Source organism: Methanosphaera sp., from assembly GCF_016282985.1.
Lineage (GTDB): Archaea > Methanobacteriota > Methanobacteria > Methanobacteriales > Methanobacteriaceae > Methanosphaera.
The window spans coordinates 1-17,393 of record NZ_JAEELZ010000035.1; the positions used below are offsets into that span (position 1 = coordinate 1).

The 17,393-nt window shown below is 24.5% G+C and carries 9 protein-coding genes; 5 read left to right on the forward strand and 4 right to left on the reverse strand.

Features of this window, described 5'->3' with window-relative positions:
* Nucleotides 1–530 precede the first annotated feature (530 nt).
* The 3 genes from QZZ11_RS01850 (at nucleotide 531) to QZZ11_RS01860 (ending at nucleotide 7,933) form a co-directional block, all read left to right on the forward strand.
* Nucleotides 531–4,682: a glycosyltransferase gene (locus QZZ11_RS01850; protein ID WP_292473030.1), complete on the forward strand. Its 4,152-nt coding sequence runs from the start codon at nucleotides 531–533 to the stop codon at nucleotides 4,680–4,682.
* Between the two features lie 700 nt (nucleotides 4,683–5,382).
* Nucleotides 5,383–7,395, forward strand: a complete 2,013-nt coding sequence (locus QZZ11_RS01855; protein WP_292473079.1) for a glycosyltransferase family 2 protein — start codon at nucleotides 5,383–5,385, stop codon at nucleotides 7,393–7,395.
* A gap of 70 nt (nucleotides 7,396–7,465) precedes the next feature.
* On the forward strand, nucleotides 7,466–7,933 hold the full coding sequence (locus tag QZZ11_RS01860) for a hypothetical protein (RefSeq protein WP_292473032.1): 468 nt from the start codon (nucleotides 7,466–7,468) through the stop codon (nucleotides 7,931–7,933).
* A gap of 25 nt (nucleotides 7,934–7,958) precedes the next feature.
* On the opposite strand, the gene QZZ11_RS01865 is transcribed toward QZZ11_RS01860, so the two are convergent.
* Entirely contained in the window at nucleotides 7,959–9,104 is a 1,146-nt protein-coding gene (locus QZZ11_RS01865) for an aldo/keto reductase (protein WP_292473034.1), read from the reverse strand.
* Nucleotides 9,105–9,230: 126 nt separating this feature from the next.
* Entirely contained in the window at nucleotides 9,231–12,401 is a 3,171-nt protein-coding gene (locus QZZ11_RS01870) for a hypothetical protein (RefSeq protein WP_292473036.1), read from the reverse strand.
* 365 nt (nucleotides 12,402–12,766) lie between these two features.
* Between QZZ11_RS01870 and QZZ11_RS01875 the strand changes: the two genes are divergently transcribed.
* Both QZZ11_RS01875 and QZZ11_RS01880 read left to right on the forward strand, forming a co-directional pair.
* Nucleotides 12,767–14,365: an NTP transferase domain-containing protein gene (locus QZZ11_RS01875; RefSeq protein ID WP_292473038.1), complete on the forward strand. Its 1,599-nt coding sequence runs from the start codon at nucleotides 12,767–12,769 to the stop codon at nucleotides 14,363–14,365.
* Nucleotides 14,365–15,078 (forward strand): IspD/TarI family cytidylyltransferase, encoded by a 714-nt coding sequence (locus QZZ11_RS01880; protein ID WP_292473040.1) that lies wholly within the window; start codon nucleotides 14,365–14,367, stop codon nucleotides 15,076–15,078. The genes QZZ11_RS01875 and QZZ11_RS01880 overlap by 1 nt, the downstream gene beginning before the upstream one ends.
* Nucleotides 15,079–15,111: 33 nt before the next feature.
* Here QZZ11_RS01880 and pheT read toward each other — a convergent pair whose 3' ends face one another.
* A complete protein-coding gene (gene pheT, locus QZZ11_RS01885; RefSeq protein WP_292473043.1) occupies nucleotides 15,112–16,791 on the reverse strand; it encodes a phenylalanine--tRNA ligase subunit beta in 1,680 nt (559 codons plus the stop codon).
* A gap of 50 nt (nucleotides 16,792–16,841) precedes the next feature.
* The gene (locus tag QZZ11_RS01890) at nucleotides 16,842–17,195 is read right to left on the reverse strand and encodes a hypothetical protein (protein WP_292473045.1); all 354 of its coding nucleotides are present in this window, start codon (nucleotides 17,193–17,195) and stop codon (nucleotides 16,842–16,844) included.
* Nucleotides 17,196–17,393: the final 198 nt, after the last annotated feature.

Consider the following 17,393-nt stretch of genomic DNA (forward strand, 5'->3'; position numbering starts at 1 on the left):
TGATGAAGAAAGGAAAATATTGAAATAAAATATTTCCCTCTGTAATAAAACTATATTTGGGTTATTACTCATATTTCTCTCAATGCAAGGTTTTCTACAGAGCCGAAAAAACAAAATAATATCAAGTATAATTTGAAAAAAAAATTTTAAAATTTTATACAGAATATAATAAAATAAAGTATAAAATATTAAAGTATTTTTTATTTAAAGAAATTTAAATTGAAAACTAACACTATAAGAATATTATTTTACTAAATAACTTCAAAAGTCAATAAATATGGACACAAACTTTGATTTAAGAATAAAAATTTATATACAGAGTTAAAGAAACTTATATCAGTTATTAAATAAGTAAAATAAGGATTATTTGAATTTTTTTCCATTTACTCTAAATGATATTGTTGATTAGATGATAATTATTTTAATTTTTTGTAATTATTATTCTAAGAAATAACAATTATGAGATAAAAATGGTTTTAGATATTTATTTATTTTTAGATTATTTTTTTATTATAAAATCGGTGAAATATATGAAGTTTTCAATTATTGTGGATGTATATAATTGTGAAAATTATATAAAAAAATCAATAGACTCTATTTTAAATCAAAGTATTAATTTTGAAGAGAATGTTCAATTAATTATTATTGATAAGGATAGTTCTGATAAAACATTAGATATTTTATATGAATATCAAAACAGTTATCCTAATAATATATTAATTTTTACAAAAGAATTCTTCAAAGAATCATATAATTTATCACAAGTATATGATTATATTACTGGAGAATATGTAACTTTTTTATCCAACAAAGATCATTTTACAAAAAATACATTGAAAGATATTTCTATGTTTTTAAAAAATAATCCTTCTGAAAATGTTGTTTCAATTCCAATAAATAACCCATCAAATAAAAATGACATGGAATTAAATAATAAATTTAATAATATTTCAGATAGTGGAGATTCAATTGAAATAACAGAAAAATTTGATTTTATTCAAAATTTCCTAATATCCAGTTTTATTAAATTTGATACATTAAAACGTTTTGATTTTGATTTAAATAATAATTTTAATACTATTGAAGGAACTTTTTTAATAAATAAAATTTTAGCAGAAGAAAACAAAATAGGACTAATAAAAACATCAAAATATTTTAAAATAGATTCCCAGTCATACATTTATACAACTCCTAAAGATTTTGAAAAGGAATTCTTTATTTCAAATCTAAATTTTTATTATTCAAATATAATCAATTATTTTAAGAATCAATATGGACATGTTCCCCATTTTATTCAAAATATGATTGCATATAATCTATCTAAAGTAGTTCAACATAATTATAATTTTTTAAATAAAAAGGAAGAAGAAAAACTTTTCACATACTTATATAATATTTTGTTAAATATAGATTCAAAAATAATTATTCAAAATGATTTTATTCAACGACCTATAAAATCTTTTTTAACATATATAAAAAATAATCAACAATCATTCATCAACATAGAAAATAATCAATTAGATTTCAAATCTAAAAATTTTTTAATTGATAGATTATCTTATCATCCAATTTATTTAACCTATAAGAAAATAGAGGATAATATTTTTACTTTAAGAGGAATGTATAATTCACATTTTAATAGTGATTATTTAACTTTTGAAGCCATTATAGAAAATGAAAATGGTGATACTGAAGTTGTAGAATGTTTAAAATTAGATTATGTTCAAAAAGAAAAAAAGATATCTTATAATTTAAATAAGCCATGGGAATATACAAATTATTTTGAGTTTAATATTAAATTTAAGGATGATAATAATAAAAAAATATATTTCCGAACAAAATACAATGATTTAAAAAATAATTATGAATATTTACCAAAAATAGAGTATGCTTATAAATCAGGAATTACCGAAGAAAATAACATAATATACTCAGAAACCAATAAAATTTCCTTTGAAAAAGAATTTATTGGAATTGGGAATAGTTACCTGTTTTCAATAATTATGGCTATCTATAATACAGGTAATTATCTTGATGAATCAATATTATCTGTTATTAATCAAAGTTTAAATTTTGAAAAATATACACAATTGATTTTAGTAAATGATGGAAGTACAGATAATTCTCTTGAAATATGTAAAGAATATCAAGCACAATATCCGGATAACATTATATTAATTAATCAACAAAATGCTGGACAATCAACTGCACGTAATAACGGTTTAAAACATGCAAAAGGAAGATATGTGAACTTTTTAGACAGTGATGATTATTTATCAGAAGATACTTTAAAACTTGTATATGATTTTATTAATAAACATGAAAATGAAACAGATGTTATTGCTATACCTCTTACTCCATTTGGTAGATCACATGATGAACACAAATTAAATTATAAATTTAATCAAACAAGAGTAATTAACTTAGAAAAAGAACCGGATAATCCTCAACTCTCAGCTTCTTCATCTTTTATTAAACTAGAAGTATTAGGTGATAATCGATTTGATGCCAAATTAATTAGTTCTGAAGATGCACATTTAGTTAATCAAGTGTTATTAAATAAAAAAACATTAGGTGTTATAAATAATGCTTATTATTATTATAGAAAACGATATGATACGAGTTCAACAATTGATACGATGACTTTTCAAAAGGAACATTATACTGATAGGTTAAAACACCATTTTATGAAAATAATTAATCAATGTATTGAAAAAGAGGGTAAAGTTCCAAAATTCATACAATATGCTTTAATTTATGATATTCACTGGTTAGTTAAAGAAACAGAAACATTAGACATATTTAAAAATGAATTTGAACGTAAAGAATTCTTATATTATATTAAAAAAATATTCAGTTTCTTTGATGATGATGTTATTTTTAAAAACAAAAATATCAATGATTATGGATTAAAATTATTTTGTTATTATTTAAAAAAAGAAGATCTTCATTTTGAATTAACAAAAAATGATGTGAAATTAAAAATATCTAATAAAATTATAGACAACATGGGATGTCACCCTTTATATATTGATATAATTAAAATTCAGAATGGATTTTTAAATATTTCAGGATTTATTAATTCTTTAATTGACTATAATTTTACCTCCATATTAGCTGTTAAAGAAAATGAAAATGGTTCTGTAGAATATTATCCATCAAAACAAGTTACTTATACTTCAAGAAAGAATAAACAATACTTAGACATTATTTGGCAATACAAAAAAAATTTTGATATTCAAATTCCATTAAAAAACATATTTAATTCAAAAATTAGATTAAAATTCAATTTTCATAAAAATGGAGATAATAGTAACTTTAAAAAGGAAAACATAATTTCTATTGATTCCGATATTAAATTTAATAAACATTCAAAATTTTCTGAAACAATAGGATTTTTAGTAAAAAAACAATATATTTTATTGTACGAAAATAAGACATTTACCATCATACCTTACACATATAAAAAATTATATTCCTTAGAAAAAGAAGTGTGGAAAAAATTAAAAGAAGAAAAACCTTATGGTTATAAAGAGGCATTAAAAGTTAGAAAGTTATATACATACTTATATCCACTAGTAAATAGAATTAAACGAGATAAAGAAATTTACTTGTTTATGGATAGAAAAGAAATTGCAGATGATAATTCAATGCATCTATTTAAGTATGCAAATACTGTGGATGATAATGTCAAAAAATATTTGACCGTATCCAATAAAAGTAGAAATTATACCTCTTTATCTAAAATAGGAAATGTGATTAATTATAATTCACTTAAACATAAATTAATCTATATATTTGCAGATAAAATCATTTCTACACACCCCTACGAAAGCGAATTAAACCCTTTCTTTGAATATGGAGATGACAGACGTGAATTATTTAATGGTTTAAATGTTTCAAAAGTATATTTCTTACAACATGGTGTAACAAAAGATAATATTTCTGATTGGATGGGTAAATTTAATCATGATTTATCTTTAATAGTAACAGTTTCCGATGAGGAACGTGAATCATTTTTTGTTGAAGGTTATGGATTTGATAAAGAAATTATTCAAACTCTAGGTTTTCCTAGATATGATAATTTAAATAATAAAAATTCTAGTAAACATATTTTAATCATTCCTACTTGGAGAAAATATCTGCGTGGAAATAAAGAATTATTTGTTAATTCAGATTACTACAAAAGTTTAAATGGTTTGTTAAACAATAAAACTTTAATTTCTATTGCAAAAGAAAAAGGTTATACAATTATATTTAAAGCGCACCCCGAACTTGAAAAAAACATCAATGAAACTGATGAATTATATATTGATTTATTTGATATCCCTGATGAAGTAAATTTATCTACAGAAGAATCATATCAAGAATTATTCAATAAATCCTCTTTATTAATTACTGATTACTCTTCTGTATTTTTTGATTTTGCATATATGAAAAAACCAGTAATATATTATCATCCAAATGATAATTATCATTACATGAATAGTTATTTTGACTATGAAACTATGGGTTTTGGTGAAATAATAAAAGATGAAAATGATTTAGTAAACTTAATGATAGAATACATGAATAATGATTGTAATATGAAAAAGAAATATATCGGACGTGTAGAAAACTTTTTCAAATATAATGACAAAAATAATTGTAAACGTGTATACAATTGGATTAAAAAGAATTAGTATAAAATGATTTATTAATTATTTTATATTTTTTTCAATTATAAATAAATGCTTGTTTTGTAAAAATTATTAAATAAATCGTTTTGATTTCTTTAATAATTTATTTTTTCTAATGATTTCAGCATAATAGTATTTTATATATTGAATCATGAAATGTAATTTGTATTTTTTTATTTTTCGAAAAAAAAAATCAAAAATTATATTACATTATAAATCTAACTTTAGTAGCTACTTATTTTGCAAAAAATATAAAATACTTTTTCTAAATAACTATTTTTAATAAAATTTTTTCTCTTAATAACGGAAATTCAAAAGATTTACTTTATTAATGACTTTAAAAGTATATGCAATAGAAGTATTAAACTTAATCAAAGCATTCCATATTATTTAAATCATAATAAGTATATTATTAATAATAAACATAATAATATACATAATAATTATTTACAATTATTTTTTCATTACGATTAATCTTATTTGAAAGATTTAATCAATAAAAAAAGAAAATTTAATCAAAATAATGATTCTAATTATTTTAAATAGTAATTATGATATTAATAACATTTTATTTAAGAATATCCAAAAAATCTAAAAAAATAGAAAAACAGAGGATATTCATTATTAAAAATATGGAAAATAATTATTAAATATTAAATAATTATATTTTTGAGGGATTTTTATTTATAAAATTTCAATTATAATACCAGTATACAATGTTGAAAATTATATTGATCAAGCATTTGAATCAATATATAAACAAACAATAGGTTTTGAAAATTTAGAAGTAATTTTTATCGATGATTGTTCAACGGATAATAGTAAAAATAAATTAGAATACTTGGAAAAAAAATATGATAATGTAGTTTGTGCGTATTTAAAGGAAAATAGTGGATTTGCTGGAAAACCTAGAAACATAGGATTAAACTTAGCTAAAGGCCAATACATAATGTTTTTAGATCCTGATGATATATATTTAGAAAATATTTGTGAATTTTTGTACAACAAAATCTCAGAAAAAAAAATAGACATGGTGTCCGTTAATTTTGGTATAAGAACTGTGGAAAATAAGATTAGTTGGGACCATATTGGACTTACAGATTATCTTAACATTTATTCCTTGAATGAAAAACCTTCATTATTAATATTACCTCCATCAATTTGGACAAAAATTTATAAAAAAGAGTTTTTATTAAAAAACAACATCAAATTCAACGAATATTTACCTGGTCAAGATGCCTTATTTATGTACGAAGTATTATTAAAGGCAAATGGAATTTCATACTATAACGAATCTTTAGTTGTTTATGGAAAGAGAGATTATTCTAAATCTTCTCAAAAATCTGTTACAGATGACTTAACTTTTAATCGATTATTAGAATATCTGAATATTTATGAAATCATGTATCAAACATTAGCAGAATCAAACCCCGATGTTGTTGTTGCATTAAACAGCCATATTTCATATTGGACATTATTATTACAAAAATCATCTGCAAACACTTCAGAAAATCTCATTCTAATTGAAAAATGTATGAAATTACTGGAAAAAATTAACCAATATCCCTCAAATAACTTGGAACTGTTAAATGTATTAAATAGATCTAAAACATATACATTCATAAATTTATTAAATTTTCAAAATAATAAGATAAATGAAGATTTAATGCTAAAAGAAAAAGTTTACGAAGTTTTATTTAAAGAAAGTGTTGAATCAAATACTATTGAAAAAATTGAAGAAAATTCTCAAATAAAAAATGATTTAAATATTCAAGAAAAGATTTCAATAATTACCTATGTATATAATGCTGAAAAATATTTACATGATTGTTTAAATAGTTTACTCCATCAAAATTTTACAGACTTTGAAATAATCTGTATTGAAGATGCATCAACTGATAGATCAGCCAAAATATTAGACTACTTCATAAAAAAAGATTCTAGAATCAAAGTAATTAAAAATAAAGAAAAAATAGGACCTAACAAATCAAGAAATATTGGAATTAAATATTCTAAAGGAGAATATATTCATTTTATTGATTCAAATGATTGGATAGATGAAAATACGTTAGAACTTTTATATCATACTGCTAAAAAAGAAAATACTGATGTAATTTTATATAATTCGCTTAACTATGATATGGATAAAAAAATGTTTTTCAAACCAAAAAATTCTTTTAAATTTAATATAATATGTAATAAAACATTCAATTTCAAAGATATAGACAATGAAATAATTTTTGAAATTCCACATAATCCATTCAATAAATTTTTTAAAAAATCATTTTTAATAAATAATTCAATTTGTTTTGAAGAAAAATTATATGATGACTATAACATTTTTTTCTTTAAAACCATCTTTGAAGCTGAAAAAATATTTTCATTGAAAAATTATTATTATAATAAACGTATCTCTAATGAATCCATGAAAATAAATAATTATGATTCCTGTGAGAACTTAAAAAGCTGTGAAATAATTTTAAATTATTTTAAAAATAACGATTTATATGATTCTTATAAAAAAAATTTTTTGAATTATATTGTTAATTCTCTTCAAAATATCTTTAATGAAAATAATCCAAAATTCGAAGAAAAAACATCCCAAGACCTGAAAAATAAAATACTTGAATTCATCTTAAAAAATAATCTCGAAAAAGACTTTGAAGAAAATTTAAGTCAAAGTAACTTAAATTTTATAAATACATTTAAACTTTAAGAAAATATCTCAGAATAAATAAAAAAAAAGAATTATTAACTGTATCCAAATAGTTTTACGGGTGATTAAAATGTTAAAAAAAATTAAAGAATCAATTTTAGAAAAAAGTGATAGTTATGTTTTTTATAAAGAAAACTATGAAAAACTTATCAAAGATAATGAAAATCAAAGGGAATTAATCAATACAATAAAGCAAAATCTAGAAGAAAAAAATAAAGAAATTAATAAAATTAATCAGGAAAAAGAGGATATTTCAAAAATACTCACAGATATAAATGATTTAAACATATCTACAAAAAGTATAGAAAATAAATTTAATGAATTAACCCAAATTAACAACAATATCCAAGAAATCAACAAAAATATACAGTCATCAACCACAAAAAATAAAGAATACAGTGAAACCCAAACAAGCAACATAAACCAAATAAATGATTCTATAGAAATAATTGATAAAAAAATTAATATAACATCATTACATAACGAAAAAATTATGGATATAATTTCCAGTATATATCTGGAAGAACATGAAAAATAATAAACCTACCCTAAAAATATAGGATTTATTCACCAAAATGTGTTTCTACTTTTTTTAGTTCTTCAGGTATATTAATCGATTGAGGACATATTGAAACACATTTTTCACATTTGGTACAATTATGTGCTTTTCTATCTTCATTTAAATGGAACCTATATTGTATTGAAGCATTTTCACTTCCTGATAATTTATCCATATTATATTCATAGAAACATTTTGGAATGTTAACACCAAAGGGACAAGGCATACAATAATTACATCCTGTACAAGGAATATTTCTAAGTTCTTTGTATTTTTCTTTAACTTCTTCCAATATTTGTTTATCATTTTTTGATAATTTAAATGATTGATCAACTAAAGAAATATTGTCTTTAACTTGTTGTAAATTACTCATTCCACTTAATACACAATTTATTTCATCAAAATTCCACAAATAATTGAATGCCCATTCAATATTTGTATGTTGAATTTTTGACTTTGAAAATATTTGCTTTATTTCATATGGAATATTTTGTGCTAATTGACCTCCTCTCAACGGTTCCATTATCATTGTTCCAATATTTAATTTATGTAATTTATTAAGCCCTTTTAGACCTGGATTTTCTTCATTGTCCAAATAGTTTATTTGAGTTAATGCAAAACCCCATTTTTCATAATCATTTAATATTTGTTCTAATAATTCATAGGACCCGTGTGTAGAAAAACCTACATGCTTAATTCGTCCATCATCCAAAGCACGATCAATAAATTCATATAACCCTTTTTCTTTAATTGATGAATAATAAGAGTCCTTTATAGAGTGTACAAAGAATAATTCTATTTGTTCTGTCTGTAATCGTTTTAAATGCTTATTTAAAGTATCATCAAAATATTCCCATGAATTAATATTCCAAGAAGGCATTTTTGTAGATAAATGAATCTTATCTGAATAATCTTTTAAGTTTTCTGAAAGTATTGTTTCACTAACACCTGGCCTTGATCTGTCGGAAGTATGGTAAAGTAATGCTGTATCAAACATATTTATTCCATTTTCTACCGCGTATTCTATCATTTTTCGTGTTTCATCTTTGTCTACATCTTCAGGGTTTTGACTTTTTAAAGGTAATCTCATAGCACCAAAGCCTAAAATTGATGATTTTATACCTGTCTTTCCTAATGTCCTATATTTCATATTATTCTATTTATTAAATATACTTGAAGTATTTATTTGAGAGAACAAAGGAATAAAATAATTGATAACGATACTGCCCATATAAAAAAAAGAGTCATAAAATGTATTAAAAAAAAGAAAAGGATGTTATGATTTAATTATTTTAAAAGTTTTACTTACGCTGGTTGCTGCATATCTTGAATTTCCGTTGTATGAAACTGTTAAGTTATATGATCCTGCTTTTGTAGGAAGGAATAAAAATTTAAAATAACCATTTACGTCTGTGGTAACTGTTGTTTTTGTTCCGTTGAGATTTATTGTTAGGGGTGTATATCTTAAAGATAATCCATCCTTATCCGTTAAATTTCCCTCAAGAGTAATGTTTGTCTTTGGTTGCTTTTGTGATAATTGAATAGTAATGTTAGTTGTTTTAGGTACAACATTGAATGATAAATTACTGCTTGCTCCTGCATAACGTGTATTACCCGGATAAGAAACCGTTACATTATTTTTTCCAACTGTTGTTGCTTTTATAGTTAATGAAAATTCCCCATAAGCATTTGTTGTAATGGAATATTCCTTACTATTCACAACTAATTTAACTGGAGTGTATCTTAAATTATTTTTATTTGCATCTGTGTATTTTCCAGTAATTATAACTTCATCAGAGTATGACTTCTGTGAAATTTTGTTTAACGTGAATTGTGTTGATTTTCTATTTACATTGAATGTTGTTGTAAGATTAGCTGGAGAATATCGTGCATTACCACCATAAGATACTGTTACATTATTTGTACCAATATTTTCAGCTTTTATTAAGAAACTAAATTTACCATAAGAATCTGTATATACAACAAATTCTTTTTTATTAACTTCCAAATCAATTGGAGTGTATCTTAAATTATTAGAATTAATATCTGCATAACATCCTGTAATATTAACATTATCCCCATATTCTACAGTCAATATTTTATTCAATGTGAAAAAAGTTCCTTTTCGAACAACTTCGAAAGTTATATTTTTTTCAGATTTATTATACCGATTATTTCCAGGATAGAAAACAGAAACATTGTTAACTCCCAAATTAGTTGCTTTCATAGTATACTTAAATCCACCAACACCATCAGTAGTAATTGTATTCTTTACATCATTAATTATTAATGTAATAGGAGTATATCTTAAATTTACACCATTAGAATCCAAATATTTTCCAACAATACTAATATTATCAGTATACTGCACTTCACTAGGAACATCAACCATGAAAACAGTATCTTTTCTAACTACATCAAATGTTATATTGGTTTCACATTTATTATACCTATTATTCCCAGGATATGATGCAGAGACATTGTTTGTTCCCAAATTAGTTGCTTTCATTGTTAAAGTAAAATCACCAGTATCATTAGTTGTTAATGAATATTTTTTATTGTTGACTGTTAATGTTATTGGAGTGTATCTTAAGTTTATTCCATTTGTATCAGCATATTTTCCAATTATGGTAATATTATCCGTGTATTGTACTTGAGCAGGTATATTGAATATAAAATGTGTATCTTTTCGCGTAACAATGAATGTTGTTGAATTATTTGCACCTTTATATCTTGAATTTCCTTGATATGTTACATCTACATTATTTTCTCCTAGTTTGTTGGTTCTAAATGTAAATGTAAAAATTCCATAAGCATTTGTATCATTAACATATCTTACTCCATTTACTGTAATTATAATAGGAGTATATCTAAGATTTTTATTATCAATATCTGTATATTTACCCGTTATTGTAACATAATCTGTATATTGAACATCCATTATATCCTCTAATGTTATTATTGATGCTTTTCTTGTAACATTAAATGTTGTTGTGTTAATTGATTGTTTGTAGGAATCATTTCCTGCAAATTCTACAGTCAAGTAATTTTCTCCCATTTGAGTTATTTGGAATGTATAACTGTATTTTCCTTCATCATCAGTAGTGGTTTCAAAGGGTTGTGTAAAGTTTGATGAAATAATTATTGGTGTATCATTTAAACTATTACCATCAACATCTGTTAATTGACCAGTAACCGTTAAATCTTCACCATAAACTGCTTCTTCAATATTATCAAATATTATCTTAGTTTCAATTGAATGTGGTTTATAAACTATAATTACATCATCAGCCAAGAAAGTTTCAACATATTCTGCGGTTTTAGCATAAGTCTCTTCTACATCGATATCTGATGTTTCATTCCATATTCCGTTTTCATCATTGTTATTGATTGAAATAAAATTTTCACTATATGAATTAAGGTTAACAGCATTTAAATTATTATCAAGCATGATTATTTCATCAGCAACAAGATCTGTTGAATTTTCTTCAGAGTCTTCTAATTTAATGTTGTTTAAAGATGAATTGATGATAGTAATTTTTTTTGCTTGCATTAAAGGATTTAAATAATGTGAAGAATAATTTAACTGCGAATTTATTATTAATATTTCTGCTACTTTGTAGTATTCTGTTTCTTCATTTGCAAAATCATAATCATTTGTATCATTAATAAAGCTTGTCATCACATTATCTGATAAAACTGTGTTTTCAATCAATATTTTTCCCTGATTTTTCATTAAAGGAGAATCTTGTAAATTACTGGATATTCTTGATATTTGACTATTATTGATTGATACAATATTCCTATTATCTATTATACCGTAATTTATATCCATAAATAAACAATCATTCATGTAAACATTTTTATTATTTTCAATCAGATATGTTGAAACATCATTATTCATAAATGAGACATTATTAAGATATAATGTTCCATTATTTACGATATTTACCGTACCATTTAAAGTAATGGAATTTATGGTTACTATTGAATTATTTCCAATATTTACATTGATGTTTCCTGTTATAACTGTGTCATTTCCATTGATTATTAATTCTCTTACTTTGTTATCATAATCTAAATTTATTGAATCATACTCAGGCAATACCATGTTTATGGTGGTTGTTCCATTGATATTTAAATAATTATAATAGTATAAGATTTCTTCAAAGTAATCTGTAACATTAATATCATAATCCTCATTTTCCATCATATTATCTTCTTCAGCAGAATCAATAGTTCCTATTGAATCAGTCTTATAATCTGTTTTTTGATTTTTATTTAAATCATTAGGATTATATTTTACAACGCTTGTTTCATCAGCATTATCAATTATTTCATCAGCCATATCCCCATTAGAAACTTCTTGAATTTCTGCTGAAACAACATTTGCTGATAAAATAATGATAAAGAATAATAAAAGCGTTAGAATATGGTTTTTATTCAAATAAGTTACCTCCAATCTTTTTTCAACCTAAAAAAAATTATAATATATGGTATTATTTTGTTAAATATCCTTAAAATATATTTCTAAGGATACAAAAGATAGAACAAAAACACTTTTCTAATAAATATTATATAATTTCTGGTGAAATGTTAATTCCATCTTTGAATAAAAATAGTAGTAATTTACTTAATATATTAAAATATTTAAAAAAGCATTTAAAAAGTAGTTCTAACGATTTTCATAAAGTATTTTTATAAAACTAAACAAAATATTATCTATCTAAGCATAATCATTTTTAATAAACTTAACTAAGAATACTTTTTTGGGATATTAATTAATATTTTATATTTAATGTGGGTAATATCATGGAAAAAAATGCAATAATTATGGCTGCCGGTAAATCAGATAGATTTGCACCTTTTAGCTATGAAAAACCAAAGGGACTCTTTATTGTTAGGGGAGAAGTCTTGATTGAAAGACAGATAGAACAATTAATTGAAGCTGACGTAAATGAAATCTATGTTGTTGTTGGATACATGAAAGAGAAATTTTTCTATTTAGAACAGAAATATCCTCAGGTTCAATTAGTTGTAAATAACACCTATGGAAAATATGGAAACATTTATTCACTTTATGTAACGAGAGAATACTTAAAAAACACGTTTATATGTTGTGCTGATCATTATTTTTTAAGTAATCCCTTTTTAGAAAATAATATAGAAAATAAATCATATAGAGCCTGTACTTACATAGCCGGAAAATTCCGTGAATTTGGAATAGATTACTCCGATGCAAATATTATCACAGGATGTTATGTTGGTGGTAAAGATAGGATGGCTATGATTGGTCATGCCTATTTCAATGAAAGATTTTCAAAAATTTTCAGAAAAACTCTTGAAGATGAAATTGATGATTTTGGGGTTGCAAATATGTTCTGGGAACAATATTATGCAACTCATTTGAAAGATTTGACATTATACATGAACAAATTTGACAAAAATGAACTTTTAGAGTTTGATTCAATAGATGATTTAAGACAATTTGATTCTGATTTTTTATTAAATGTAGATTCTGAAATTGTTAATAATATCTGTAAGACATTAGATTGTCATCCAAATGAGATAAAAGAGATTGAAATTATTCAAGCAGGATTAACAAACGTTTCTTTCAAATTTTCAGTAAATGGACATGAATATGTATACAGACATCCTGGAGGAACGGCAGATAATCTAATTGACAGAAAAACAGAGTTGTACACCCAATATAAAGCAAAAGAGTATAATCTTGATAATTCATTAATTTACATGGACAAAACCGGTTGGAAAATTTCGCATTTTATCCAGAACATCATACCATGTGACATAATATCCAATGAAACACATTTGAAACAATCAATGGAAGCACTCCATAAAACACAAGAAATGCCAATAACTGATGAAGTTAAATTATTTGACAATGTTATCGAAGGAAAAAAATTAATGGCTAAGGCTTGCAGTACCAAAGGAAATTTATTCAAAGAATTTGAAGAATTAATTTCCAAAGTCGATTTAGTGGATTCATTTGTTAAAGAAGAAAGAGAAAAATATGGTATAGAGTTAGTGGTCAGTCACAATGATGTCTATGAACCTAACTTTATTTCCACAACAGAAGGTGACTTTTATTTAATTGATTGGGAATATTCTGGAATAAATGACCCTGTTAATGATGTTGCAGCCATATTTACCAGATATGAATATACGGAGGACATTCGTGAAAAATTATTAAAATCATTTTATAATAGAGAATTAACAGAGTTAGAACATCGCCATGCCATGGGCCAATCAATATTAACCGCTTTTTATTGGATAAATTGGGGATTGTTTAAAGGTAGTGTTGGAGAAGACGATGGATTTTTCTTTTTACCCGCATATAGATACTTAGTAAAACATGTTGATGATGTAATTGATAGTTATGAGGAGATATAATGAATATACCAATAATATTAGCTGGAGGAGTAGGTTCTAGATTAGGTGCAGACAAACCTAAACAATTTATTGAAGTTCTTGGAAAACCAGTATTAGTATATACTATTGAAGCTTTCCAAAATCATCCCGAAATTGATGCGATTGAGGTAGTTTGTATTGAAAGTCATATAGACTACTTAAAAGAACTTATTAAGGAATATAACCTGGATAAAGTAAAATGGATAACCAAAGGTGGAAAAGATTTTCAACATTCAGTAATTAATGGTGTGAATAATTTAAAAGACAAAATAAATGATGAAGATATAGTATTAGTACATTATGGTGCTTCACCATTTGTTTCTGAAGATATTATTAGTGATGCCATAAGAGTATGTAAAGAAAAAGGCAATTCCTCACCTGCAATGTCTTCCGTATTGTTATTAGGTAGTAATGATGGAGAAAAATCTACGCAATGGATTGACAGGGATAAAGTAATGGTACTTAATTCACCTCAGTGTTTTAAATTTTCTTATGTGTCCCAGTTATACGAGGAAGCCATAGAAAAAGGATTACTTGAAAAAATTGAACCACATACCACAACCCTCATGTATTATATGGGTAGAGAAATATATTTCTCCAAATCAAGTCAAACAAATATAAAAATTACTACAAAAGAGGATATAGATTTATTTGAAGGATATTTATTAATGAAAGAATCCAGAAAAAATAGTTAATCGAATATTTTAAAAAAAGAAGTTTTAAAGAATTTATTTTTCCATAAATTCTATTTCAAACATTATTGTTGGATATTCTAAGTCAAAGTTTGTAAGTACCTGTGGATGAACTTCTCCAAAGTATCCAGTAAAGGTGAATGGAGTTTTTTCATCCATAGCTTCAACTGTGAACTTAGCACATCTACCCTGTATAAACAGTGTATCATCATAGTCTTCTAAAATCATGTTAAATCCTAAGTTGGAGACAATTGATTCCATATAAGATTTTATTGTCGTTAAATTTGCATTAGTTGATATCTGAGCTCCAGCCATTTTTTTAACAGTTCTCATTTTTACTTCAACATTTTCATCTATGTATGCTACATCACCTATTTCAAAGATTTTTTGTGGTAACTCTTCATGTTTATTGTCTTCTAAGAATTCCAATAAACTGTTTATAAGTGATTGTCTAATCATAGTTCTGTCTTGTGTAATAGGTTGTGCTACTGTTACTGGTTGATCTTCTATTGGTCTACCTAATTTTGTGTAATGTTGTTCCTCACTGGTTAACATTAAACTTTTTATTTCTGTAAATCCTAATCCAATCATTATTTGTTCTAATACTTTATCAAATTCTCTTTTTGGATCAGGATTTGCAACTGTTGAATAATCAGGTAATTCTGCTGGTAAATCATTGAACCCATATCCTAAAGCTATGTTTTCTATAATGTCCACTTCATGTAAAATATCTATCCTGTATCGTGGCACAGTTACTCGAACTATTTCTTCATCTATTTTTTCTGCATCAAATCTGGTTTTTTCAAGATTTTTTACTATTTTATCTGAAGTTAATTCTATTCCTATATATTCAGAAGCAATTGATGTGTGAACATCTATAATCTGTGGTTCAAATTGAGGATATTCTATATCATCATGGTATGGATAGACAACTTTCATTGTTTCAATTACTGCACCGTCATGTTCTGCCAAGTTACTTGCTATAATGTTTAAAGCATTTGTTACTGCATTTAAATCTGTCCCTGTTACATCAATGAACAAGTTTTTAGATTCGGTTGTTAATTTAGTTAAATCACTATTAATTATTGGTGGCATACTCATTATATTTCCATTTGCATCGACTATTAAAGGATAATACTCCTTATCTTTTAAGAGTTTTGAGTATTTTTTTCCCTTATCATGTTCTTCTAGTATTTCATCCAAAGTTAATTCTTCTGTTGAATCTAAAGGAATAAATGTGTCTTCTTTTGGATTTCCTGCTTTGTAATAGAATGGACCTTCAACTTTATCCAAATCATGAATTCCTATTGCAACTTTTTTCCTATCTCTTCCTATTACCCAATGTAAATGTTCCTGGAATTCCATTATATTAACTAATTCATCATCAGATATCTCTATGTTTTTTATTAAACATGTAGCCACGTATGGTCTGACGTTTTCAAGTTTTTCATCCACAGTTATTGTATTTTCTGTTTCAATAACTTCATACTTTGGCATTCCCGTTTCAATTTCAAGGTATCCTTTAAGTGATCTTACTACTCCTTCTAAACTATAATAATCTGGTCTATTCGGGAAGAATTCTGCTTTTACTTCTTCATCCGTGTAACTTTCAACATCACTTGATATCATTGGCAATATATTAATTAATTCATCATTATCAAGTGTTTTACCTAATTGTTTGTAAAGTTCATCATATTTGAAATTTATTACTGGCATGTTATAGTTCCTTTTATTTATTTTAAAAAAATTGGGGGTTTATTTGTCTTTTAAAGTGATAATATTATCATGAAAAATATTGATTCAATTACAAAATGTAATGCTCTATGATGTAATGCATTCATTTCTATTTCAAAATAGTTATGGAATACATCTATGCAGAAATGGATTGCACCTGCCAATACTCCTATTGTAAATGACTGGAATACTAGTGATAAAACAATAAAATGGAAAATTGCTTCTAGTACTTCATGCACTATCCATGTAACGAATGATGATTTAACTATGTTGTGTATTATTTCACCGAATATTATATAAAAATCACTGAATGTGTGCCAGATAATTCCATGCATAATATCGGAACAAGCTAGTACAACTGCTATATAAAACCATTCAATATCCATATATTGACCACCATTCTATGTTTAAATATTATATTATGTTATATGTTTGTCTTTTAAAATAGTTAAATGTATTTACATATGTATAATTAGTTTATTTATAACATTGTGAAATATATATATTACATTTAACATAATAGATAATTAGGAAAATAATAAAAAAACGTGAAAAAATAAAATTATGCTTTGGAGGAATTGTCC